The 21,144-nt window shown below is 67.8% G+C and carries 11 protein-coding genes and 1 pseudogene; 6 read left to right on the top strand and 6 right to left on the bottom strand.

Annotation, left to right across the window (positions count from 1 at the left end):
• Nucleotides 1-90: 90 nt before the first annotated feature.
• Nucleotides 91-1,689, top strand: a complete 1,599-nt coding sequence (locus tag ACGFZ3_RS11720; RefSeq protein ID WP_392920904.1) for a hypothetical protein — start codon at nt 91-93, stop codon at nt 1,687-1,689.
• A gap of 96 nt (nt 1,690-1,785) precedes the next feature.
• On the opposite strand, the gene ACGFZ3_RS11715 is transcribed toward ACGFZ3_RS11720, so the two are convergent.
• Nucleotides 1,786-2,496: a glutathione S-transferase gene (locus ACGFZ3_RS11715; protein WP_392920901.1), complete on the bottom strand. Its 711-nt coding sequence runs from the start codon at nt 2,494-2,496 to the stop codon at nt 1,786-1,788.
• Between the two features lie 185 nt (nt 2,497-2,681).
• Here ACGFZ3_RS11715 and clpB point away from each other — a divergent pair, with 185 nt between their 5' ends.
• Nucleotides 2,682-5,267: an ATP-dependent chaperone ClpB gene (gene clpB / locus ACGFZ3_RS11710; protein WP_392920898.1), complete on the top strand. Its 2,586-nt coding sequence runs from the start codon at nt 2,682-2,684 to the stop codon at nt 5,265-5,267.
• A 200-nt stretch (nt 5,268-5,467) separates the two neighbouring features.
• Here the strand turns inward: clpB and ACGFZ3_RS11705 are convergent, their stop codons facing one another.
• Nucleotides 5,468-7,969, bottom strand: coding sequence for a M13 family metallopeptidase (locus ACGFZ3_RS11705; RefSeq protein ID WP_392920896.1), 2,502 nt, complete (start codon nt 7,967-7,969; stop codon nt 5,468-5,470).
• Nucleotides 7,970-8,181: 212 nt separating this feature from the next.
• Between ACGFZ3_RS11705 and ACGFZ3_RS11700 the strand changes: the two genes are divergently transcribed.
• A complete protein-coding gene (locus tag ACGFZ3_RS11700; RefSeq protein WP_392920893.1) occupies nt 8,182-9,483 on the top strand; it encodes an O-acetylhomoserine aminocarboxypropyltransferase/cysteine synthase family protein in 1,302 nt (433 codons plus the stop codon).
• 377 nt (nt 9,484-9,860) lie between these two features.
• Here ACGFZ3_RS11700 and ACGFZ3_RS11695 read toward each other — a convergent pair.
• Nucleotides 9,861-10,391: pseudogene (locus ACGFZ3_RS11695) on the bottom strand (M28 family peptidase); the annotation flags it as partial.
• A 1,302-nt stretch (nt 10,392-11,693) separates the two neighbouring features.
• On the opposite strand from ACGFZ3_RS11695, the gene ACGFZ3_RS11690 reads away from it, so the two are divergent.
• Nucleotides 11,694-12,581 carry a GyrI-like domain-containing protein gene (locus ACGFZ3_RS11690; protein WP_392920890.1) on the top strand — a complete coding sequence of 296 codons (888 nt, stop codon included), beginning with the start codon at nt 11,694-11,696 and terminating at the stop codon, nt 12,579-12,581.
• Here ACGFZ3_RS11690 and ybaL read toward each other — a convergent pair.
• Complete coding sequence (ybaL, locus tag ACGFZ3_RS11685) at nt 12,578-14,278, bottom strand: YbaL family putative K(+) efflux transporter (protein WP_392920887.1); 1,701 nt, start codon at nt 14,276-14,278, stop codon at nt 12,578-12,580. The two genes, ACGFZ3_RS11690 and ybaL, sit on opposite strands and share 4 nt — an antisense overlap.
• A 169-nt stretch (nt 14,279-14,447) precedes the next feature.
• Complete coding sequence (locus ACGFZ3_RS11680) at nt 14,448-16,841, bottom strand: TonB-dependent receptor plug domain-containing protein (RefSeq protein WP_392920884.1); 2,394 nt, start codon at nt 16,839-16,841, stop codon at nt 14,448-14,450.
• A gap of 334 nt (nt 16,842-17,175) precedes the next feature.
• Between ACGFZ3_RS11680 and ACGFZ3_RS11675 the strand changes: the two genes are divergently transcribed.
• Entirely contained in the window at nt 17,176-19,029 is a 1,854-nt protein-coding gene (locus ACGFZ3_RS11675; protein WP_392920881.1) for an ABC-F family ATP-binding cassette domain-containing protein, read from the top strand.
• A 135-nt stretch (nt 19,030-19,164) separates the two neighbouring features.
• Here the strand turns inward: ACGFZ3_RS11675 and ACGFZ3_RS11670 are convergent, their stop codons facing one another.
• A complete protein-coding gene (locus ACGFZ3_RS11670; RefSeq protein ID WP_392920878.1) occupies nt 19,165-20,034 on the bottom strand; it encodes a LysR family transcriptional regulator in 870 nt (289 codons plus the stop codon).
• Nucleotides 20,035-20,232: 198 nt separating this feature from the next.
• On the opposite strand from ACGFZ3_RS11670, the gene blaL2 reads away from it, so the two are divergent.
• On the top strand, nt 20,233-21,141 hold the full coding sequence (gene blaL2, locus ACGFZ3_RS11665) for a L2 family extended-spectrum class A beta-lactamase (protein WP_392920875.1): 909 nt from the start codon (nt 20,233-20,235) through the stop codon (nt 21,139-21,141).
• The last annotated feature ends 3 nt before the right edge of the window (nt 21,142-21,144 follow it).

Genomic DNA, 21,144 nt, shown 5'->3' with positions numbered 1-21,144 from the left:
CGGGGCGTGCCCCGCTGTTCCACGCATGCGTCTGTCGCCGGGCGCAATGAACGCCTACCATCGGGTACCCCACACCCCGTGCCCGCTCGCATGCCTGCATCCGCTCCCGTCCCTGGACGCCCCCGCTGGTTCGTCGCCGGCGATCTCAACGGTTTCTTCGGCCTGGTGGTCGACAACCTGTCGATCCTCGGCTTCATCGCAATGGCGCTGGTCGGCATTTTCCAGTTCCCGGCCGACGTGGTGTTCGGGCGCATGTTCCCCGGCACCGCGTTCGGTGTGCTGGTCGGCAACGTGCTCTACACCTGGATGGCGCGGCGGCTGGCCGTGCGCACCGGGCGCGATGATGTCACCGCGATGCCGCTTGGCCTGGATGCGCCGACCAGCATCGGCATGGCGCTGCTGGTGCTGGGTCCGGCGTTCCTGGCGTTCAAGGCGCGGGGGCTGGCTCCGCACGATGCGGCCATCGCCACCTGGCAGCTGGGCATGGCCTCGCTGGTGATCATGGGCGTGCTCAAGACCGTGCTGTCGTTCTTCGGCGAGGCGGTCACCCGCGCGCTGCCGCGGGCCTCGCTGCTGGGCTCCATCGCCGGCATCGCGATCGTGCTGATGGGCTTCCTGCCGCTGCTGGAAACCCTGCGCTCGCCGGTGGTGGGCTTCGTCACGCTGGGCCTGCTGCTGTACGTGCTGGTGGCCAAGCGCACGCTGCCCATCCGTGCACCGGGCGTGCTGGTGGCGTTCGTGTTCGGCACGGTGCTGTATTACGGGCTCGGCCTGGCCGGGTTGGGCGCGCCCGGCTTCAAGGTACCGGAATGGACCCCGCTGCAGATGGTGCTGCCATGGCCGACGCTGGGCTTCATCGATGGCCTGCCCACGGCGATCACCTACCTGCCGCTGCTGCTGCCGTTCGGCCTGCTGATGGTGGTGGGCGGCATCAACGTCTCCGAAAGCGCACGTGCGGCCGGCGATGACTACCGCACGCGCGACATCCTGCTGGTGGAGGCAGTGGCCACGCTGGTGGCCGGCCTGTGCGGCGGCGTGGCGCAGACCACGCCGTACATCGGCCAGCCGGCCTACAAGCACATGGGGGCGCGCAGCGGCTATACGCTGCTGACCGGCCTGTTCGTCGGTATCGGCGGCATGCTGGGGGTGATTTCCGGGCTGGTGCAGTGGCTGCCGTTGGCGGTACTGGCGCCGATCATCGTGTACGTGGCCATCGACATCACCACCCAGGCCTTCCAGGCCACCCCGCGCGAGCACGCCGGTGCGATGGTGCTGGGTTTCCTGCCGTCGGTGGCCTATCTGCTGGCGATCAAGGCACCGGGCTGGATCGCGCCGGAGCAGCTGGTGGCGATGACCACCACGCTCGACGGCCACGGCCTGCCGGAGCTGGCCGTGATCTTCACCCTGGGCAATGGCTTCATCATCACCTCGATGCTGTGGATTGCCGCGGTGGTGGCGATGATCGACGGGCGGCTGCTGCGTGCGTCCGGGATCCTGCTGGTGGCGGCGGCGCTGACCCTGTTCGGGCTGATCCATTCGGTGGACCCGCGCGGCGGCATCTACCTGCCGTGGCAGCTGGCCGGCCTGCCGCAGCAGATCATGTGGCAGTTCGCGGGGGCGTATGTGGCGTTGGCGGCGTTGTTGGGGTTGTTGTCCCTGCAGAAGAGCGATCACGACCAACGGTCGTGATCTACCGGGCAGGCACATCGAAGGCAATCGCACCATGGCCAACGGCCGCGGGCAATGACACCCCGGTAGGTCACGACCGTTGGTCGTGACCAAGCGTCAATCGTCGCCGTCCAGCTCCGTGTAATGGCGGAAAATGCCGTTGGTGTTGAAGGCCAACCGGCGTTCGGAGGCCAGGTAGGCGGCGATGTGGGGTCGCCGCTCCACCCGGTCCTTCAAGGCGTGCAGCAACGGCAATGAGGGCCGCAGCGCCTGCATGCGCCGCGGGAACATGTACTGCAGCCCGCTGACCAGCTGGAACAGTGACAGGTCCACATAGGAATGCTCGCGCAGCGGGTGCAGGCCGCCATTGGCCTGCAGCACGCTTTCAAACCAGCCGAGGAACTTCGGCAGCCGCTCGCTACGCATCGACGCTGCGCGCGCCTTCGCTTCCTTCTTCTGGTCCTCGTAATATTGCGAGGCTGCAATCGGGTGGTGGGTATCGTGGATCTCGGCCACCAGGTCGGCAATGGTCAACTGCAGCTGCAGCGCCTGCGCGCGCCGCGAGGCGGCGTCGGGCACCAGGCCCAGCTCGGGCCCCAGATGGTCCAGGATCGCGCCCACCTGCGCGATCACCTGCCGCCCACTGACGAGGAACGGCGGCGCGAATGGACGCAGCCCGTCGGCCTTGCCGTCCAGGAATGGCTGCATTGCCTCATCCCCGTGCACCCGGGTCATGTCCGTATAGGCCGCGCCGGCATCCTCCAGCGCCAGCCGGATGAACTCGCCCCGGCCCTGGATGCCGGTCCAGTAATACAGCTCGTAATGCATGCGCACGCTCCGCGACAGGAGGCCCCAGCCTCCCGCCTGCGCTGCCAAGCAGGCGTGATGGCGGTGTGGGGGCGACGTCGTCCAAGGCCTGAATACGTTCTCATCGCCCCTTGAAACACGCCTGCGTAACCGCATCTGTCTGATAGTGCTGGCTCGGCCAGCGGCAGAATATCGAGGATTCCCCCATGCGGATGGACAAGCTCACTTCGCGTTTCCAGCAGGCGCTGGCAGACGCACAGTCGCTGGCCGTGGGCCGCGACCACAACATCATCGAACCGGTGCACGTGCTCACCGCGTTGCTGGACCAGCAGGGCGGCAGCACGCGGCCGCTGCTGGCCCAGGCCGGGGTCAACGTGCCGGTGCTGCGCGAGCGGCTGACCGAAGCGCTGGACGCGCTGCCGAAAGTGTCCGGGCAGGCAGGCAGCCTGTCGATCGGCAATGACCTGAACCGGCTCCTCAACAGCACCGACAAGCTGGCCCAGCAGCATGGCGATGCGTTCATCGCCAGCGAGTGGTTCGTGCGCGCCGCGCTGGACGATGGCGGCACGCTCGGCATGGCGCTGCGCGCTGCCGGCGCGGACAAGACCAGGATCGATGCGGCCATCGAGAAGATCCGCGGTGGCGACAGCGTGCAGAGCGAGAACGCCGAAGAACAGCGGCAGGCGCTGGAGAAGTACACCATCGACCTGACCGCGCGCGCCGAGAGCGGCAAGCTGGACCCGGTGATCGGGCGCGACGAGGAAATCCGCCGCACCATCCAGGTTCTGCAGCGCCGCACCAAGAACAATCCGGTGCTGATCGGCGAACCCGGCGTGGGCAAGACCGCCATCGTGGAAGGGCTGGCCCAGCGCATCATCAACGACGAAGTGCCCGAGGGCCTGCGCGGCAAGCGCGTGTTGTCGCTGGACATGGGCGCGTTGATCGCCGGCGCCAAGTTCCGCGGTGAATTCGAAGAGCGCCTGAAGGGCGTGCTCAGCGACCTGGCCAAGAGCGAAGGGCAGATCATCCTGTTCATCGATGAGCTGCACACCATGGTGGGCGCGGGCAAGGCCGATGGCGCGATGGACGCGGGCAACATGCTCAAGCCGGCGCTGGCGCGCGGTGAGCTGCACTGCGTGGGTGCCACCACCCTGGACGAGTACCGCAAGTACATCGAGAAGGATGCCGCACTGGAACGCCGCTTCCAGAAGGTGTTCGTGGGCGAGCCCAGCGTGGAAGACACCATCGCCATCCTGCGCGGGTTGAAGGAAAAGTACGCGGTGCACCATGGGGTGGAGATCACCGATCCGGCGATCGTGGCGGCAGCCACGCTGTCGCACCGCTACATTGCCGACCGCCAGCTGCCGGACAAGGCCATCGACCTGATGGACGAGGCTGCCTCGCGCATCCGCATGGAGATCGACTCCAAGCCGGAAGAGCTGGACCGCCTGGAACGCCGCCTGATCCAGCTCAAGATCCAGCGCGAGATGCTGAAGAAGGAAAAGGACGATGCTTCGCGCCAGCGCCTGGCCGACCTGGAAACCGAGATCGATGCGCTGGAGCGCGAGTTCTCCGACCTGGACGAGATCTGGAAGTCGGAGAAGGCCGCGCTGCAGGGCACTACCAAGATCAAGGAGCAGATCGAGCAGGTCAAGCTCGAACTGGAAGCGGCACAGCGGCGCCAGGATTTCGGCCGCATGAGCGAACTGCAGTATGGCCAGCTGCCGCAGCTGGAAAAGCAGCTGCATGTGGCGCAGGAAGCGGAGAACACCGAGTTCAAGCTGGTCCAGGACCGGGTGACGGCCGAGGAAATTGCCGAGGTGGTCTCGCGCTGGACCGGCATTCCGGTCAACCGCATGCTGGAGGGCGAGCGCGACAAGCTGCTGCGCATGGAAGACGTGCTGCATGAGCGCGTGGTGGGCCAGGAAGAGGCGATCAAGGTGGTTTCCGATGCGGTGCGTCGTTCGCGTGCCGGCCTGTCCGACCCGAACCGGCCCAGTGGTTCGTTCCTGTTCCTGGGCCCGACCGGGGTGGGCAAGACCGAGCTGTGCAAGTCGCTGGCCGAATTCCTGTTTGACAGCAGTGACGCCATGATCCGCATCGACATGAGCGAGTTCATGGAAAAGCACAGCGTGGCGCGGCTGATTGGTGCGCCCCCGGGCTATGTGGGCTACGAAGAGGGCGGTTACCTCACCGAGGCCGTGCGCCGTCGCCCGTACTCGCTGATCCTGCTGGACGAAGTGGAGAAGGCGCACACCGATGTGTTCAACATCCTGCTGCAGGTGCTGGACGATGGCCGCCTCACCGATGGCCAGGGCCGCACCGTGGACTTCCGCAACACCGTCATCGTGATGACCTCCAACCTGGGCTCGCACCAGATCCAGGACATGTCCAGCGATGACAGCCCGGAGGCCTACACGCAGATGAAGGCGGCGGTGATGGGCGTGGTGCAGGCGCACTTCCGCCCGGAGTTCATCAACCGACTGGACGACATCGTGGTGTTCCACCCGCTGGACAAGGTACAGATCAAGCAGATCGCACGCATCCAGATGCAGGGCCTGGAAAAGCGCCTGGCCGAACGTGGCCTGCGCATCGAGGTCAGCGACGCGGCGTTCGAGCTGCTGGGCAACGTGGGCTTCGATCCGATCTACGGTGCCCGGCCGCTCAAGCGCGCGATCCAGGCGCAGCTGGAAAACCCGCTGGCGCAGAAGATCCTGTCCGGCGACTTTGTTGGCGGCGATGTGATCCGGGTGGATGCGGCCGAAGGCCGCCTGGTTTTCGCCAAAGGCTGATCGACCTTGACCGATGGACGCAGAGCCCCGGATCAACCGGGGCTCTGTGCTTTCAGCGCGGTATGAATTTGATGGGGCTGCGGTAATCCGGCCAATGTGATCGAGTTGCCTTTGATGCCAGGCGCAGGGACCCCGCCCCTTCTGCGACGTCGCCGGAAGCTTCCCGGGCGACCGTCGCGGAATATGCATGTTCAGTGGACCTAGAGGTAGACGACCCGTTCGGAGGCGTTGCGGGTCATAGGCGCTCCGGGCGGGCAGTGGAACGCTGCGGCATAGGCGGGCATGTTGGCCGGGCCGACATCTGCGCGTGGCGGCCCGAAGGCATGCACGTCGGTTTCCAGGTCGCGCTGCAGGCGTTCGCGGGTGCGCATGTCGCGGTACAGCATGCCCCAGCTGAGATAGAACAACTGCCTGCGGGTGAGCCCGTGCAGCATTGGATCGGTCTGGTTGCGGGTCGCGAATTCAAGCGCATCCAAGGCGATAGTCAGGCCGCTCAGGTCGGCCAGGTTCTCATTGGCGGTCAGCCGCCCATTGAGCGCAAGTCCGTCCACCTGCTGCTGGTCAAACTGTGCGGCAAGCCGCGCGGAAATCGCCGCGGCATTCTGCCGGTCGGCATCGCTCCACCAGCTCTGCAGGCTGCCATCGAGACCGAACTGACTGGATTCTGCCGAGAACGCGTGCGAAATCTCATGGCCGATGACCGCGCCTATCGCGCCGTAGTTGAGCGCATCGTCTGCCTCCATGTCGAAGAAGGGCGGCTGCAGCAGCGCCGCCGAGAAGGCGATGTCGTTGTTCATCACGTCGTGGTACGCGTCCACGGTCTGCGCGGTCATCCGCCAGAGTGCGGTGTCCACCGGCGCTCCCATCCGGGCCAGTTCGTTGCGCCGGGCGAACGCGGTGGCCGCGCGCAGGTTACGCAGGTAACCGCACGATTCGGTGTGCAGCCCGGACCAGTCCGGCCAGCGTTCGGGGTGGCCGATACGCGGTCGAAAGGCATCGGCCTTGCGCAGCGCGGTGGCGCGGGTTTCGGGATCCATCCACGGCACTACTGCCAGGCGTCGTTTCAGGGCCGCCATGACCTGCTCGATCAGCGCCACCACCCGTGCGCGGGCTTCCGGCGGGAGGGCGGCGGGAACGTAGAGTTCGCTGAGCGCTTCACCGGCCACGCGTTCGATGGCAGCCAGCACCTGCTTCCAGCGCGGCGGCATTGCTTCCTGGCCCTGCAGCGTCCTGCCGTGGAAGTCGTGATGGGCGCGGACGAAGTCATCGCCCAGGAACGGGCTGGCCGAGTCAAGCGTGTGGAAGCGCAGGTAGGCGCGCCAGGTGGCCGGTTCCTCGTTGGTCAACGCCCGACCCACCGCCTGGTGGAAGGCGGGCGTGGCCAGCGAAAAACGGTCCGGTGGGGCCACGCCCAACGCCTGGAACAACGCACTCCAGCGGAAGCCGGGGGTGAGCGCATCGGCCTCCGGCACCGTCAGCGGATGATAGAAGTTGGTGACGTTCTCGTTGAGCTCGTTCCACGGCGCCGACGCGTTGGCAAGGCGGCGTTCCAGCGAGAGGACCGCATCGGCCTGGCGCTCGGCATCGGCCGGCGCGTCGCCCGCCAGGCGCAGCACGTGCGCGACGTGCGCGCGGTAGGCCAGTGCGGCTTCGGCATGTTCCGGGTCCAGGTAGTAGCTGCGGTCCGGCAGCCCGAGGCCGCCCTGGAAGGCGTAGGCGATCTGGCTGTCGCGCGCGTCCATGTCCAGGTCGACCCCGAACCCGAACACCGGGTTGAGGCCGACCGCGGTGAGCGTGTGCAGGTGCGCCTCTACCGCTTCGGGTGTCCGCAGGGCGTCGATGGCGGCCAGCTCCGCGCGCAGCGGCGCGATGCCGTCCGCATTGATCTGGCGCTGGTTCATGCCGGTGCGCCACAGGTCGGCCACGATCTTCTCCACGTGGGTCGGCATGTCCAGGTTGGCGGCCTGTTCCACGACGCGGCGCTGCAATGCCAGCGAACGTTCCTGCAGCATCGTCGGCATGTTCCACAGCGGCTGGTCGGCGGGCCGCTGCTCGGTCGCATGCCATCGGCTATTGATGTGTGCGTACAGCGACTGACAGGGCGGGTGGTCCGGATCGATGTCGGCCGGGTTGAAGCGCAGCGGCGCTGGCAGACCATCGTCGCTCTCCGGGGTCTGGACCAGGGTGTCAGCAGCGGGGAGGCTCGTGGAGGCCCTGCCGCACGCGCCTTGCCCGGAGCGGTAGCCGAGCTCATAGCCAATCCAGGTGCCCGCGAACGCGCCCAGCGCAGTGACGGCGGCCCCTGCCAGTATCCGGGAGCACTCGCGTGGGCGAGCCAGGCAGCCTGCGGTGGCCGCGGTTCCAATCCGGTCCAGTGGTTCCTGGACCGGCACGGCCAGATACGCTTCACCCCGCGTCGCGGCCGCACCAGGCAGCAGAGCCGGCGGCGCCTGCGCTGGCGACTGCATCGTCGGCGGCCGGCCCGCGCGTGCTGCGCCAGCCGCGCCTTGCGGTATCAGCAGGTTGGCGGTGAGCGCTGCAAGCGTGAGCATGCCGGCTGCGTTGTGGACGCGCAGAAGCGGCGGACCCTCGGTGCCGAAACGCTGGTGGCGGGCATGGTCCCGTGCGGGCTGTCGCCCGCACAGCGTGCGATTGAACTGGCCGACGCTGCGGCGGTGTTGTTGTACGGCATCGGCACGCATGGCGTGACCTCCACTATCAGTCGTGCGGGTGCCTGCCGGTTGCAGGCGGAGCGCGATTATGCCCACGGGCCCGCAGGACGCACATAGGATTGGTACGAAACGCACCACGCACATCACTGCAGTGACGGTACTCATGAGCAACCGGCATGACAGGGCGCGGCGGGGCTCGGCTATGGTGCGTTTTCGCACGTACCGTGCGCGGAGACCTTACGATGTCGGAACCGGACACCTCGCTGCCGCCGTGGAAAGCGGAAACCATCGCCGTGCATGGCGGCTACCGGCCGGACCCGACCACGCGTGCGGTGGCGGTGCCGATCTACCAGACGGTGGCCTACGCGTTCGACGATACCCAGCACGCGGCGGACCTGTTCGACCTGAAGGTGACGGGCAACATCTACACGCGCATCATGAATCCCACCACCGACGTGCTGGAGCAGCGCCTGGCCGCGCTGGAAGGTGGCATTGGCGCCTTGGCGCTGGCGTCGGGGCAGGCGGCCATCACCTACGCGATCCAGACCATCGCCGAGGCCGGTGACAACATCGTGGCCTCCAGCGCGTTGTACGGCGGTACCTACAACCTGTTCGCGCATACGTTGCCGCAGTTTGGCATCCAGACCCGGTTCGCCGACTACCGCGATCCCCAGGCGTTTTCCGGCCTCATCGATGACCGCACCAAGGCGGTGTTCGTCGAGTCCATCGGCAACCCTCGCGGCAACATCACCGACATCCAGGCGGTGGCCGACATCGCACATGCGCATGGCGTGCCGCTGATCGTCGACAACACGGTGGCCACCCCGTACCTGCAGCGCTCGTTCGACTTCGGCGCCGACATCGTGGTGCATTCGCTGACCAAGTACCTGGGTGGGCACGGCACCAGCGTCGGCGGCGCGATCGTCGATTCCGGGCGCTTCCCCTGGGCTGAGCACAAGCAGCGCTTCCGCCGGCTCAACGAGCCAGACGTGAGCTATCACGGCGTTGTCTATACCGAGGCGCTGGGCGCGGCCGCCTACATCGGGCGCGCGCGGGTGGTGCCGCTGCGCAATACCGGCGCGGCGCTGTCGCCGTTCAATGCCTTCCTGATCCTGCAGGGCATCGAAACGCTGGCGCTGCGGCTGGACCGGATCAACGCGAATGCGCTGGCGATCGCCGGCTTCCTGCGCGACCACGCCAAGGTGGCGTGGGTGAACTACGCGGCGCTGCCCGACCACCCCGAGCACGCGCTGGTGCAGCGCTACCTGCGCGGGCACGGCTCGGGCGTGCTGACCTTCGGCTTGCCGGGCGGGCGCGCGGCGGGCGCGCGCTTGCTGGATGCCCTGCAGCTGTTTACCCGATTGGTGAACCTGGGTGATGCCAAGTCGCTGGCCACCCATCCGGCGTCGACCACGCACCGCCAGTTGGATGCGGCGGAACTGGAGCGGGCCGGGGTGAGCGAAGACACGGTGCGGCTGTCGATCGGCATCGAGCACGTGGACGACCTGCTGGCCGACCTGGAGCAGGCGCTGGCCAAAGCGTGAGGCGGGACCATCCCGGCCGGTGCGGGCCGGCCGGGGTGGGTTTTTATCAGGGCGTCGGTGCGTGCAGCCACGCGTCGATGGCCCCTTCCACCACCGCGAGCGCGGCCATCGCGCGGCGCGGGTCGACCTGGTCGAGCTGGTCCTGGCGGTTGTGGATGCGCGCCATCGCAGGTGACAGCGGCAACGCCTTGTAGGCGTTCATGGCGTGCTCCGGCGTCCATCCGCGTTTCCATCGCCTGCGCCTCTTCCGGCCCCAGCGTGCCATTGAGGTAGTGCTCGAACCGGCTCCAGTCCACGTCCGCATTGGCCACCCACAGCCGCGCACGCGCCTGCTGCATGTCGCGTTCAAGGGGAATATCGGCCGCATCGGCAAGGTTCATTCCCAGCGCCGGAACGCCTTCGCGCTGGAGGGCAATCTGATCCGACTGCAACACCCAGCGCGCGCTGTCATGCACGGTCAGCCCGACAGCGGCGGCAGCGCTTTCGAGCAATCCACGCAACTGTGCTTCGTGGGCGGTCACCGGCGCGGGAGGCGGTTGCAACGCGCGCGAATCGCCATCCATGTACAGGTGATGGCGGTCGGAGCCAGACAAGGTCATGCCATCGCCGCGCCCGGTCATGTCCAGGTTGAGCGCCACGTCCGGACAGCTGGCCTGCGCCAGGCACTGCTCGGCGTAAGCCTTGGCGCCGAGCATGCCGTGCTCTTCGAGGTCGGTCACCATCAACTGCACGCGCGTGCCGTCGGGCAGCGTTTGCGCCGCCAGCTTGCGGGCAAGCGCAAGCAGGGTCGTCAACCCGGTGCCGTTGTCGCTGGCACCGCTGGAGCCGTCGCGCGCCCCGGTCATGTCGCCATGGGCGAGCACCATCAACGTGCGTTGTGGGGTGCCGGCGCCGGCAAACTCCAGCATCAGGTTGCAGCCGTTGTAAGTCTGGTCGAAGCCGAAGGAATCGCGGGTGCTGCCGGAGAACGGCAGCTGCTGCAGGGTGTGTCCGTCGCGCCGGAACAGCGCACGCAGCGTGTCGAAACGCGCGATATTGGCGGCTACCTCGCGCTGTGCACCGGTCATGCCCGGCTGCTGCGCATCGAGCGTGGCCTGCGCGATCTGTTCCAGGTCCAGCGTGAAGCGGGCCTGGGTGGGGCTCACCACGCTGCCCAGCAGGTCGGCCGCCCAGTCCACCCACGACAGCATGGGCGCCAGCGCGGCGGCCTCGGCGCCGCTGGGCCAACCGCCGCGCCCGTGCGTTTCCGCCTGCCGGGCAACGCCCAGCGTCACCATGATCTGGCGGCGCGTGGCCTCAGGCAGGTCCTGCAACAACGATCGGATCGCCGGGCCGGTGCAGGCCGCCGCGTCGGTGCCGCAGTCGCGGATGATTTCCAGCAGGCGGTGGCGGTGTTCGTCGGGCAGCAGGTCGTACAGGGTCAACGGAAGCGAGGCAGGCGCGGGCGTGCGGTCGGCGTTGTTGGCGTTGTTGGCGTCCAATGCGCTTTCGCGGCCAAGCACGAACCCCAGCACACCTCCAGCGGCCGCACTGGTAATCACCGTGGCAGCGGCGATCGTCGCTGCGGCGAGCGTGCGCGGACACTCACTCGGGCGCGCAACGCAGCTGAGCGTAGCGGTATTGGCGATGCGCCCCAGTGCGGCGGCAGGTGCGGTCGGTCCATTGGCCGCTACCGGCACCGCCTGGTAGCCGGCGCCGCCTTGGGCTTGTGCGCCGGGCAGGAGTGCGGGCGCCACGGTGCCCTGCCGGGCAACGCGGTCCGGCGCGGCAGGGCCAGGCGCCAGTGCGGGCCCGCGTTGCGGAACACGGGCCAGGGCCATCGCCGAGGACAACGCCAGCGCGCTGAGCACCCAGTCGCGGCCATTGCGCACGGTCAGTGGTGTGAACGCGTTCGGCAGCGGCTGCCGGGGCACGCCGCGCGAGCGCAGGTTGCGCGCGACGGTGTTGTCGAAGTGGCCCTGGACTTGGCGGGCGAACGGGATGTCGAGCGGCATGGCAATTTCTCCAATGGCGGGCGCAGGCCCACTGCACCGTGCCGCATTGCGGCGCCGCTGCCCATCGGAGCAGTTGCGGCTGGTACCTGGATGGGACCGCCGTCACACGCAGCAGTGGCAACCCGCTACGATCCCGGAGCCGCAACTGCGCAAGTTCGGGCACGCGCGGCGTAGGCGCGCGCTGCACGCTGGATGCACCCCCGGATGGAGCCCGACATGAACCGCCTTGCCCAGATCCGCCAGCGCCACGGTATCGACCGCGTCATCGCCCAGCTGCAACGCTGCCTGCGGGAGGGCGAGCCACTGCCCGACCTGGAGGCACTGGCCGCCACCGCGCATCAGTCGCCGTACCACTTCCACCGGCTGTACCGCGCGCTGACCGGCGAAACCCCCGGACGCACCGTGGCGCGGTTGCGGCTGGCGCAGGCGCTGCACCTGCTGGGAAAACCCGGCGCGCGGGTGACCGACGTAGCCCTGCAGGTGGGCTTTGAAAGCCCGCAGGCCCTGGCCCGCGCCTGCCGGCGGGAACTGGATGCCACCCCCGCAACGTTGCGCGACGACCCCACGCTGCGCGCGCGCTGGCAGCGGCATCTTGAAGTTCCCGCGGGCGACCAGGCCGAGCCGATCTCCGCGCTGCAGGTTCGGGTGGCCGAGCTGGAACCGTTCGAAGTGGTGGTGCTGCGCAAGCAGGGCGCATTCGACGAACTGGACCGTGCATTCGGCACGTTGTTCGCCTGGGCCGCAGGCGAGGGCTTGGCCGAACAGCTGCAGCACCTGGTGGGTATCGCACTCAACGACCATCGCGACGTCGCGCCCAGGGAGTGCCTGTTCGACTGCGGAATGGGGTTTGGCGACCTTGCGCAGCCAGTACCTCCACCGCTGCGCCGGTTGACCCTGGGCGGCGGCGACCACGCGGTGCTGCGCCACGTGGGCAGCTACGCCGGTCTTGAAGCCGCTACCGACGCGCTGCTGCGGCAGTGGCTGCCCGACAGCGGGCGCGTGCTGCGCGACGCGCCGTTGTACTACCACTATCTGGACGACCCCGAGGATGTTCCCGAGGCGATCCTGCGCGCCGATATCTGCGTGCCGCTGGCGGCCCGTTAAACCACTGGAATGGTGTGCTTGCCGATGTTGCGGTACGGCGGGGTGGCCATGACCATCTCGGCCAGCGAGTAGGCCAGCTCGCGTTCGGCCATCACCGTGCCGTCGGCGCCGTGCTCGAGCAGGTGCTTCACTTCGGCGTCGCTGTGCGCGCGCGCCAGCAGGGTCAGCCCCGGGTTGAGCGCGCGCAGCTTGGCCAGGGTTTCGCCGGCTTCCAGCGGCTGCGGAATGGCCAGCACCGCGATCTTGGCGCGTTCGGGGTGGGCTTCGGCAAGCACGCGGTCGGAGGCGGCGCTGCCACGAATCGCCGGCAGGCCGGCGGCATGCGCTTCGGCCACGTGTTCCTTGTTGTCGTCGATCACCAGCACCGGCACGCCGCGATCGCGCAGCACCTGCGCCAGCGCGCTGCCAACCCGGCCGTAGCCGATCACGATGGCGTGGTCATGCAGGTCCAGCGACGGGCCGGGCGGCAATTCGGTTTCCACTGCAGCGGCGGGCGTTTCCTGGTTTTTGACCAGCCAGCGGTCAAGCAGGCCGAACACCAGCGGATTGAGCATGATCGAGATCAGCGCGCCGGCCAGCACCAGTGCCTGGCCGGTGGGCGGCAGGATCTTCAGGCTCACGCCGAGGCCGGCGATGATGAAAGCGAATTCGCCGATCTGCGCCAGGCTGGCCGAAATGGTCAGCGCGGTGCCGTTGGGGTGGCCGAAGGCGCGCACGATGAGGAACGCGGCGGCGGACTTGCCGAACATGATGATGGCGGCGGTGGCCAGCACCTGCCACGGGTGTTCGACCAGGATGGCCGGGTTGAACAGCATGCCCACCGAGACGAAGAACAGCACCGCGAACGCATCGCGCAGCGGCAGCGAATCGTTGGCGGCCTTGTGGCTGAGCTCGGATTCGTTGAGCAGCATGCCGGCGAAGAACGCGCCGAGTGCGAACGACACACCGAACAGCATGGCCGAGCCGAACGCCACGCCGAGCGCGATGGCCAGCACCGCCAGGGTGAACAGTTCGCGCGAGCCGGTACCGGCAATGCGCTCCAGGATCCACGGGATGACCCGGCGGCCCACCACCAGCATCACTGCCACGAACAGGCCCAGCTGCACGAAGGTCCAGCCGATGCTGGCCAGCACGCTGCCGATTGTGTGGGTTTCAGCAGCCGCGTCGGGGCCGAACACGCCGGCCAGCACCGGCATCATCACCAGCGCCAGCACGCAGGCCAGGTCTTCGACGATCAGCCAGCCCACTGCGATCTTGCCGCGCTGGGTTTCCAGCAGGCGGCGTTCTTCCATGGCCCGCAGCAGTACCACGGTACTGGCGGTGGCCAGCGCGAAGCCGAACACCACGCCATGGATCACCGGCCAGCCCATCAACCAGGCCAGGCCCCAGCCCAGCAGCGTGGCGACCAGGATCTGCCCGACCGCGCCGGGAATGGCGATCGCCTTGACCGCCATCAGGTCTTTCAACGAGAAGTGCAGGCCCACGCCGAACATCAGCAGCATCACGCCGATTTCGGCCAGCTGGTTGGCCAGCGCCTGGTCGGCCACGAAGCCGGGAGTGAAGGGTCCTACGCAGATGCCCGCAACCAGGTAACCAACCAGCGGAGACAAACGCAGCTTGTTGGCCAGCGCACCCAGGATGAAGGCGAGCCCAAGGCCAACGGCAACGATGTTGATCAGGTCGGTGTCATGGTGCATCGGGGCTCGCAACGTGGGGGATGCCCCGATTTTCACCGATGCGGCCAGTTCCGGCAAACCGTACTGCGGTAATCGACGCTGCAGCTGTCGGTAGCGCCGGCCGTTGGCCGGCCCTCATGAACGCCGGAACGTCCGCGAGGGCCGGCTGACAGCCGGCGCTACCGCGAACTCACCACTTGTACGTGACGCGGCCGTACACGTAGGCGCCGTTGAAGCCGTACGGCGAGTAGTTGCTGTACGGCAGCATGCCCCAGGTGGAGTTCTGCAGGTCCACGGTGCGGTCGGGGTATTCATCCAGCAGATTGTCCGCACCCAACGTCAGGGTCCAGTTCTCGCTCGGCTTGTAGGCCACCGAGGCATCGAGCACCCACGAGGCATCGTAGGTCTGGTCGCGGGTCGGGGTGGCCGAATTGCGCACGGTGAACGAGCCGTAGCGGGTGGCCGCCAGATTCAGGTCCCAGTGGTCCGACCGCCAGGTGCCGCTGAGAATGGTCTTGTCGCGTGGGTAGCTGTCTTCGATGCGGCCCACTTCATCGCGGCCGATCAGCGACTGGGTCAGGCCCAGAGAGCCGAACACGGCCGGCGATGCGATGAACTTCTTCACCTCGGTGTCGTTGTAGCTGTAGGCCGCGGTCAGTTCCAGCGAGCTGGCACTGAACGGGATGGTGTAGCTGGACACCGCGTCCACGCCGCGGGTGCGGGTATCCACGCCGTTGGTGAAGTAGGAGAACGCGGTGACCTGCGGCAGGCCCAGGTTGGCCAGCAGCGCATTGGTGGCCGCATTGGTGGTGATGTTGGTGGACAGGATGATGCGGTCGTCGATGTCGATCTGGTACGCATCCACGGTCAGGTAGAGGCGGTCGATCGGCTGCAGTACCAGGCCCACGCTGTAGGAGGTGGAGCTTTCAGCCTTCAGCGGGCTGGCGCCCAGTGCCTGCGCGGCGGTGCTGGTGGTGGGGAAGGTGCCGCGTTCGACGAACACGCCGTTGACGATGGTACTGGTTACCGCCTGGTAGCTCTGCTGGGCCAGCGACGGGGCGCGGAAGCCGGACGAAGCGGTGGCACGCAGCGCAACCTTGTCGGTGAACGCGTAGCGGGCCGACAGCTTGCCGGAGAACTTGTCGCCGAAGTCCGAGTAATCCTCATAACGGCCGGTGACGCCGGCCGAGAACCTGTCGGTCAGGTCCGCTTCCAGGCCGGCGTAGACGGCGTAGTTGTCGCGGTCGGCATCGACGGCGTTGAGCGGGGTGAAGCCGCCGAAGCCCTGTGCGCCGGTGCCGAAGTACGAATTGGGCTCGCCCGCGCTCTGCTCCCACTTCTCGCGGCGATACTCACCGCCGAAGGAGAGGGTGACCGGGTAGGCCAGGCCCCAGTCCAGCTGCTTGGTGATGTCCACGTTGCCGATGTCCTGGGTGTATTCCAGCGCGCCGGCGTAGAACGAACGCGGGCTGGTCACGCCCAGCGCGTAGTTGATGCTGTTGCGGGTGTGGAAGTCGATCTTGTTGGTGCCGTGGTTGTAGCTCACGTCCCAGGTCCAGCCGCTTTCGGTGTCGCCCTTCACGCCGGCCACCAGCGAGCGGTCCTTGGAGTACTGGTTGATTTCCGGGACGAAGCCGTCCGGGTAGGTCTGGGCCAGCAGCGCGCCCTGGCCGCTGTTGGTGCGCGAGCGGTAGAAGGCGAACGAGGTGATGTCGCGGTTGCTGGCCAGCGCGGTGGCATAGGCTGAGACGTGGTCGCTGAACTGGAAGCTGGCATTGGCCGAGGCGGCCGTGGCATCCACCTGCGGGTCGCCGACCACGAAGGTGGTCTGGCCCACGCTGGGGAAGTTGCCGGTGTTCGGCGCGGTGCCCTGGTAGGGCCCGGCGCGGTTGCTTTCATCCTGCTGGGTGATCTGCCCAGCCACGTGCACGCTGCCGCGGCCGTCGGCAAAGCCGATGCCGGTATCGCCGGAAAGCTGGTACTTGTTGCCGTCGCCGGCCGAGTACTGGCCGGCATCCAGGGCCAGGCTGCCGCCGGTGCTGGAGCCCTTGAGCACGATGTTGATCACGCCGGCGATGGCGTCCGAGCCGTACTGCGCCGAGGCACCGTCGCGCAGCACTTCAACGCGCTCGATCGAAGCGATGGGAATGGCGTTGATGTCCACCGCCGACGAGCCGCGGCCGATGCTGCCGTTGACGTTGATCTGGGCCGAGGTGTGGCGGCGCTTGCCGTTGACCAGCACCAGCACCTGGTCCGGGGACAGGCCGCGCAGCTGCGCCGGACGGATGCCACTGGTACCGTCGGTGAGCGCCGGGCGCGGGAAGTTCAGCGAGGGCAGGGCACGGGCCAGCGCAGTGGCCAGTTCGGTGGTGCCGGTGGACTGCAGGGCCTCGGGGGTGATGATGTCGATGGGCGACTGCGACTCGGCCACGGTGCGGTCGGCCACGCGGGTGCCGGTCACGATGACCGTGTTCAGGGTGTTGGCGCTGGCGCGGGCAGGGGCGTCCTGGGCAGTGGCACTGAAGGCAGAGGCCCCGAGGGCGACGGCGACAGCGGCGGCAAGCGTGCGGGTCTTGCGGTTCATCACGATGTGGCTCCGGTTGGGACAAGGCGGCACCGGGCGACATCACGACTGCGGCAAAGCGGGTCAGCGAGGGCGGGTGTTGCGGTGCGCAATCCATGGATTAACGGTATTTTTACTGACTGTCAAATCTAAAAAACGTTGCAAAAGCAACGATTTAGGACGATCTGACGGCTCGCGCGGGACAGAGGTCCCGGGGAAAGCGCAGGCAGGGTCGTGGGAGAGAGACGAGACCTGCCGCGCATCCCGGGGCCCGTCAAGTATTCGTTAACGCTAGAATTGCGTCGCAGGAAAGGTGCTCACCAGCACATTCCATTCCGTTATATGGACCCCCAGAATGATTTCCCTTCGTAACTTCGCCTTGCGCCGCGGCGAGCGGCTGCTGTTGTCCAACGTCGACCTGACCCTGCATGCGGGCTACCGCGTGGGCGTCGTCGGCCGCAACGGGGCCGGCAAGTCCAGCCTGTTCGCGGCCGTGCAGGGCGAGCTGGAGGCCGACAAGGGCGATGTCGACCTGCCCGGCAAGATCCGCATCGCCAGCGTGGCCCAGGAAACCCCGGCACTGCAGGACCCGGCGCTGCAGTTCGTGCTGGAAGGTGACACCGAGGTGGCGGCCGTGCTGCGCGAGGAAGCCGAGGCAACCGCGCGCGAGGATTGGGAAGCGGTGGCCAATGCCCACCAGAAAATGGCCGAGATCGGCGCATACGACGCCGAGTCGCGTGCAGGCAAGCTGCTGCATGGCCTGGGCTTCCCGTCCGACACCCACTCACGGCCGGTGGCGACGTTCTCCGGTGGCTGGCGCGCGCGACTGAACCTGGCGCGCGCGCTGATGATGCCGAGCGACCTGCTGTTGCTCGACGAACCGACCAACCACCTTGATCTGGACGCGGTGTTCTGGCTGGAACAGTGGCTGCTCAAGTACCCGGGCACGCTGCTGCTGATCTCGCATGACCGCGAGTTCCTCGACAACGTGGCTACCCACACCCTGCACCTGCATGGTGGCGGGGCCAAGCTGTACCCGGGCGGCTACACCGACTTCGAACGCCAGCGCGCCGAACAGCTGCGCCAGCAGCAGATCGCGCACGAGAAGGAACAGGCCGAGCGCGCCCACCTGCAGAGCTTCATCGACCGCTTCAAGGCGTTGGCCAGCAAGGCCACCCAGGCCCAGAGCCGCATGAAGCGCCTGGCCAAGCTGACCGGCACCGAAGCGGTACGTGCCGAGCGCGAGTTCCGTATCGAATTCGCGCCCCCGGCCAAGCTGCCGTTCTCGCTGATCCGCCTGAACGATGTGGAAGCCGGTTACAGCCCCGACGCGGTGATCCTGCACCACGTCGGCTTCGGCCTGGAAGCGGGCCAGCGTATCGGCCTGCTGGGCCCGAACGGCGCCGGTAAGACCACGCTGGTCAGGACCCTGGTGGGTGAGCTTGATCCGGTGGCCGGCGAGCGTTCGGCGCACCCGGACCTGCGCATCGGCTACTTCGCCCAGCACACGGTAGAGTCCCTGCACGCAGGCCAGTCGCCGATGGACCATTTCCGGGACATTTCCCCGGATGGCAGCAACCAGGCCTTCCGCGATTTCCTCGGCAAGTGGAACTTCGCCGGCGACCGCGCCTTCGAGCCGGTGGACGGTTTCTCCGGCGGTGAGCGCGCGCGGCTGGCGCTGGCGATGATTGCCTGGCAGCAGCCGAACGTGTTGCTGCTGGACGAACCGACCAACCACCTTGACCTGGAAATGCGCGAAGCACTTGCCGAAGCGTTGGCGACCTTCGAGGGCGCGATCGTGATGGTTTCGCACGACCGCCACCTGATCGGCCTGGTCTGCGACACCTTCTGGCGCGTAGCCGATGGCGTGGTGGAGCCGTTCGACGGCGACCTGGACGAATACGCGGCGTGGCTGCGTTCGCGCCCGGCGGCGCAGGGCACCAAGCAGAAGATGGCCGCCGCCGCGCCGGAACCGGTACCGCCGACCCCGCCGCTGCCGCCGAAGAAGAACGTCAACCCGGTCAAGCTGGCCGCCGCCGAGGCGAAGGTCAACCAGCTGGAAAGCCAGCTGGCCGAGCTGGACCGGCAGCTGGCCGACCCGGCCAACTACGCCGATGCCACCCGCATGGCGGTGCTCGGCCGCGACCGCGAAGCCACCGCGCAACAGCTGGAAAAGGCCGAGGCGAGCTGGATGGAGCTGATGGCCTGACGCAATGCGTGCGCCACGGCAGAAGCCGTGGTGCACGAACGCCGGAAACGGCGAACGGGAACGGCGAACGGAAATTGCGCACCCGGGACGTAGGGCCGGCGCGACCGGGGCCCTGCGCGTGCAATGCATCGTGTGTCACGCCGCGCCCTGCGCTTCCAGCCATGTGCGGAACCGCCGCGCCGCATCGCTCTCTGCCCGGGAGCGTAGCCGCGTCAGCCAATAGCTGCCCAGCTCCAATGTCTGTGCGAACGGCTGCACCAGCCGTCCCTGCGCCAGGTCCTGTTCGAACATCCGCAGCGGAAGCAACGCCACGCCGGCGCCGGCTGCTGCCGCACTGGCCAGGGTCAACGATGAATCAAACACCGGCCCGCGCGCCTCCAGCTCGCCCACGCCAGCAGCCTGCAGCCACTGCGGCCACTCGTCGCTGCGGTAGGAGCGCAGCAGCGCCACACTGGCCAGGTCACGCGGGTGCCGCAGCGTTCGCGCCAGTGCCGGCGCGCACACCGGTGCGAACGGGGCGGCCAGCACCGGCGTACAGAGCTGCCCCTGCCAGTCGCCGTCGCCGAAACGGATCGCCAGGTCCAACCCTTCGCCGGCCAGGTCGATCCGGTTGTTGTGGGTCTGCAGGCGCAGCTCGATATCCGGATGCCGCGCATTGAAATCGGCCAGCCGTGGCAGCAGCCAACCGGTGGCGAAGGTGCCCACCACGCCGACCCCCAGGACCTCGCGGAAATGCCCGCCCACGAACCGGTCCAGGCTTACCGCGATCCGATCGAAGGCCGCGTTCAGTACCGGATAGAGGCGCGCCCCTTCGTCGGTCAGCGCCACGCCGCGGGGCAGCCGGTGGAACAGCACCGCGCCCAGGCGCTCTTCCAGCCCACGGATCTGGTGGCTCAGCGCGGCCTGGCTCACACACAGCTCCAGCGCGGCGCGGGTGAAGTTCTGGTGGCGCGCGGCGGCTTCAAAAGCGCGTAGCGCGTGGAGCGGGAGCTGGGGCCGAAGCATGGGAGAGGTGAGCAATCCTGATGGCTGCGATGGCGGTAGCGCCGGCCGTTGGCCGGCCGTCCCCATCCTACCCTTGGCGCGGGTCGTTCGTCAGGCGGACAGGCATTAGTGTGGCTCATGCCTCTCCCTGAAAATACGCGCTGGTGCCGGCACCGCCCGCATGTCGATACTGCAGCCCTGCCCAACAAGGAACCGCCCATGATTGCCCGCCGCCACTTCCTGCTATGGTCCGGCGCCGCCGCCGCCTCGGCCCTCGCTGCTACCGTGCTGGGCAAGGCTCCGCCGACCACGCTGGCCGCCAGCCAGGCCCAGGCGAGCGACTTCGCCGCACTGGAAAAAGCCAGTGGCGGCCGCCTCGGCGTGACCTTGCTCGACACGGCCAGTGGCCGTCGCATCGGTCACCGGCAGGACGAGCGTTTTCCGATGTGCAGCACCTTCAAGTTCGTGCTCTCCGCCTGCGTGCTGCACCTGGCCGACCAGGGCACGCTGTCGCTGGATCGGCGGCTGCCGGTACGCCAGCAGGACATGTTGTCGCACGCCCCGGTGACCAGGCGCCACATAGGCAAGGACCTGACCGTGCGCGACCTGTGCCGCGCCACCATGGTGACCAGCGACAACCCGGCGGCGAACCTGCTGCTCGGCGTAGTGGGTGGGCCGGCCGGGGTGACGTCGTTCCTGCGCGCCAATGGCGATGCGGTGACCCGCAACGATCGCCTGGAGCCGGAGATGAACCGATTCGCGCCCGATGACCCGCGCGATACCACCAGCCCCGCCGCGATGGCGGCCAGCCTGCAGCGGTTCGTGCTGGGGGATGTGCTCAAGCCAGCGTCGCGCCTGCAGCTGGCCGACTGGCTGATCGACAACGAAACCGGCGACACGCGCCTGCGTGCGGGGTTGTCGCCAGCGTGGCGGGTAGGCGACAAGACCGGCAGCAATGGCGAAGACACCACCAATGACATCGCGATCCTGTGGCCGCTGGCCGGCGGCGCCCCGTGGGTGCTGACCAGCTACCTGCAGGGCGCCACGGTGGATGATGCCGGGCGCAACGACGTGCTGCGCCAGGTGGCAGTGATCGGCGAAAAGATGATCAGCGCGCACGCGCGCTGATCA

This window comes from Stenotrophomonas sp. NPDC047960, assembly GCF_043204395.1.
Taxonomy (GTDB): Bacteria; Pseudomonadota; Gammaproteobacteria; order Xanthomonadales; family Xanthomonadaceae; genus Stenotrophomonas.
This window is presented reverse-complemented; position numbering and strand designations above follow the sequence as displayed.

Excerpts from the sequence above, each read along its gene's own strand:
- ACGFZ3_RS11700 (WP_392920893.1), top strand. The coding sequence starts at position 8,182 with ATGTCGGAACCGGACACCTCGCTGCCGCCGTGGAAAGCGGAAACCATC.
- clpB (WP_392920898.1), top strand. The coding sequence starts at position 2,682 with ATGCGGATGGACAAGCTCACTTCGCGTTTCCAGCAGGCGCTGGCAGAC.
- ACGFZ3_RS11680 (WP_392920884.1), bottom strand. The coding sequence starts at position 16,841 with ATGAACCGCAAGACCCGCACGCTTGCCGCCGCTGTCGCCGTCGCCCTC.
- ACGFZ3_RS11715 (WP_392920901.1), bottom strand. The coding sequence starts at position 2,496 with ATGCATTACGAGCTGTATTACTGGACCGGCATCCAGGGCCGGGGCGAG.
- ACGFZ3_RS11670 (WP_392920878.1), bottom strand. The coding sequence starts at position 20,034 with ATGCTTCGGCCCCAGCTCCCGCTCCACGCGCTACGCGCTTTTGAAGCC.
- ybaL (WP_392920887.1), bottom strand. The coding sequence starts at position 14,278 with ATGCACCATGACACCGACCTGATCAACATCGTTGCCGTTGGCCTTGGG.
- ACGFZ3_RS11690 (WP_392920890.1), top strand. The coding sequence starts at position 11,694 with ATGAACCGCCTTGCCCAGATCCGCCAGCGCCACGGTATCGACCGCGTC.
- blaL2 (WP_392920875.1), top strand. The coding sequence starts at position 20,233 with ATGATTGCCCGCCGCCACTTCCTGCTATGGTCCGGCGCCGCCGCCGCC.
- ACGFZ3_RS11705 (WP_392920896.1), bottom strand. The coding sequence starts at position 7,969 with ATGCGTGCCGATGCCGTACAACAACACCGCCGCAGCGTCGGCCAGTTC.
- ACGFZ3_RS11720 (WP_392920904.1), top strand. The coding sequence starts at position 91 with ATGCCTGCATCCGCTCCCGTCCCTGGACGCCCCCGCTGGTTCGTCGCC.
- ACGFZ3_RS11675 (WP_392920881.1), top strand. The coding sequence starts at position 17,176 with ATGATTTCCCTTCGTAACTTCGCCTTGCGCCGCGGCGAGCGGCTGCTG.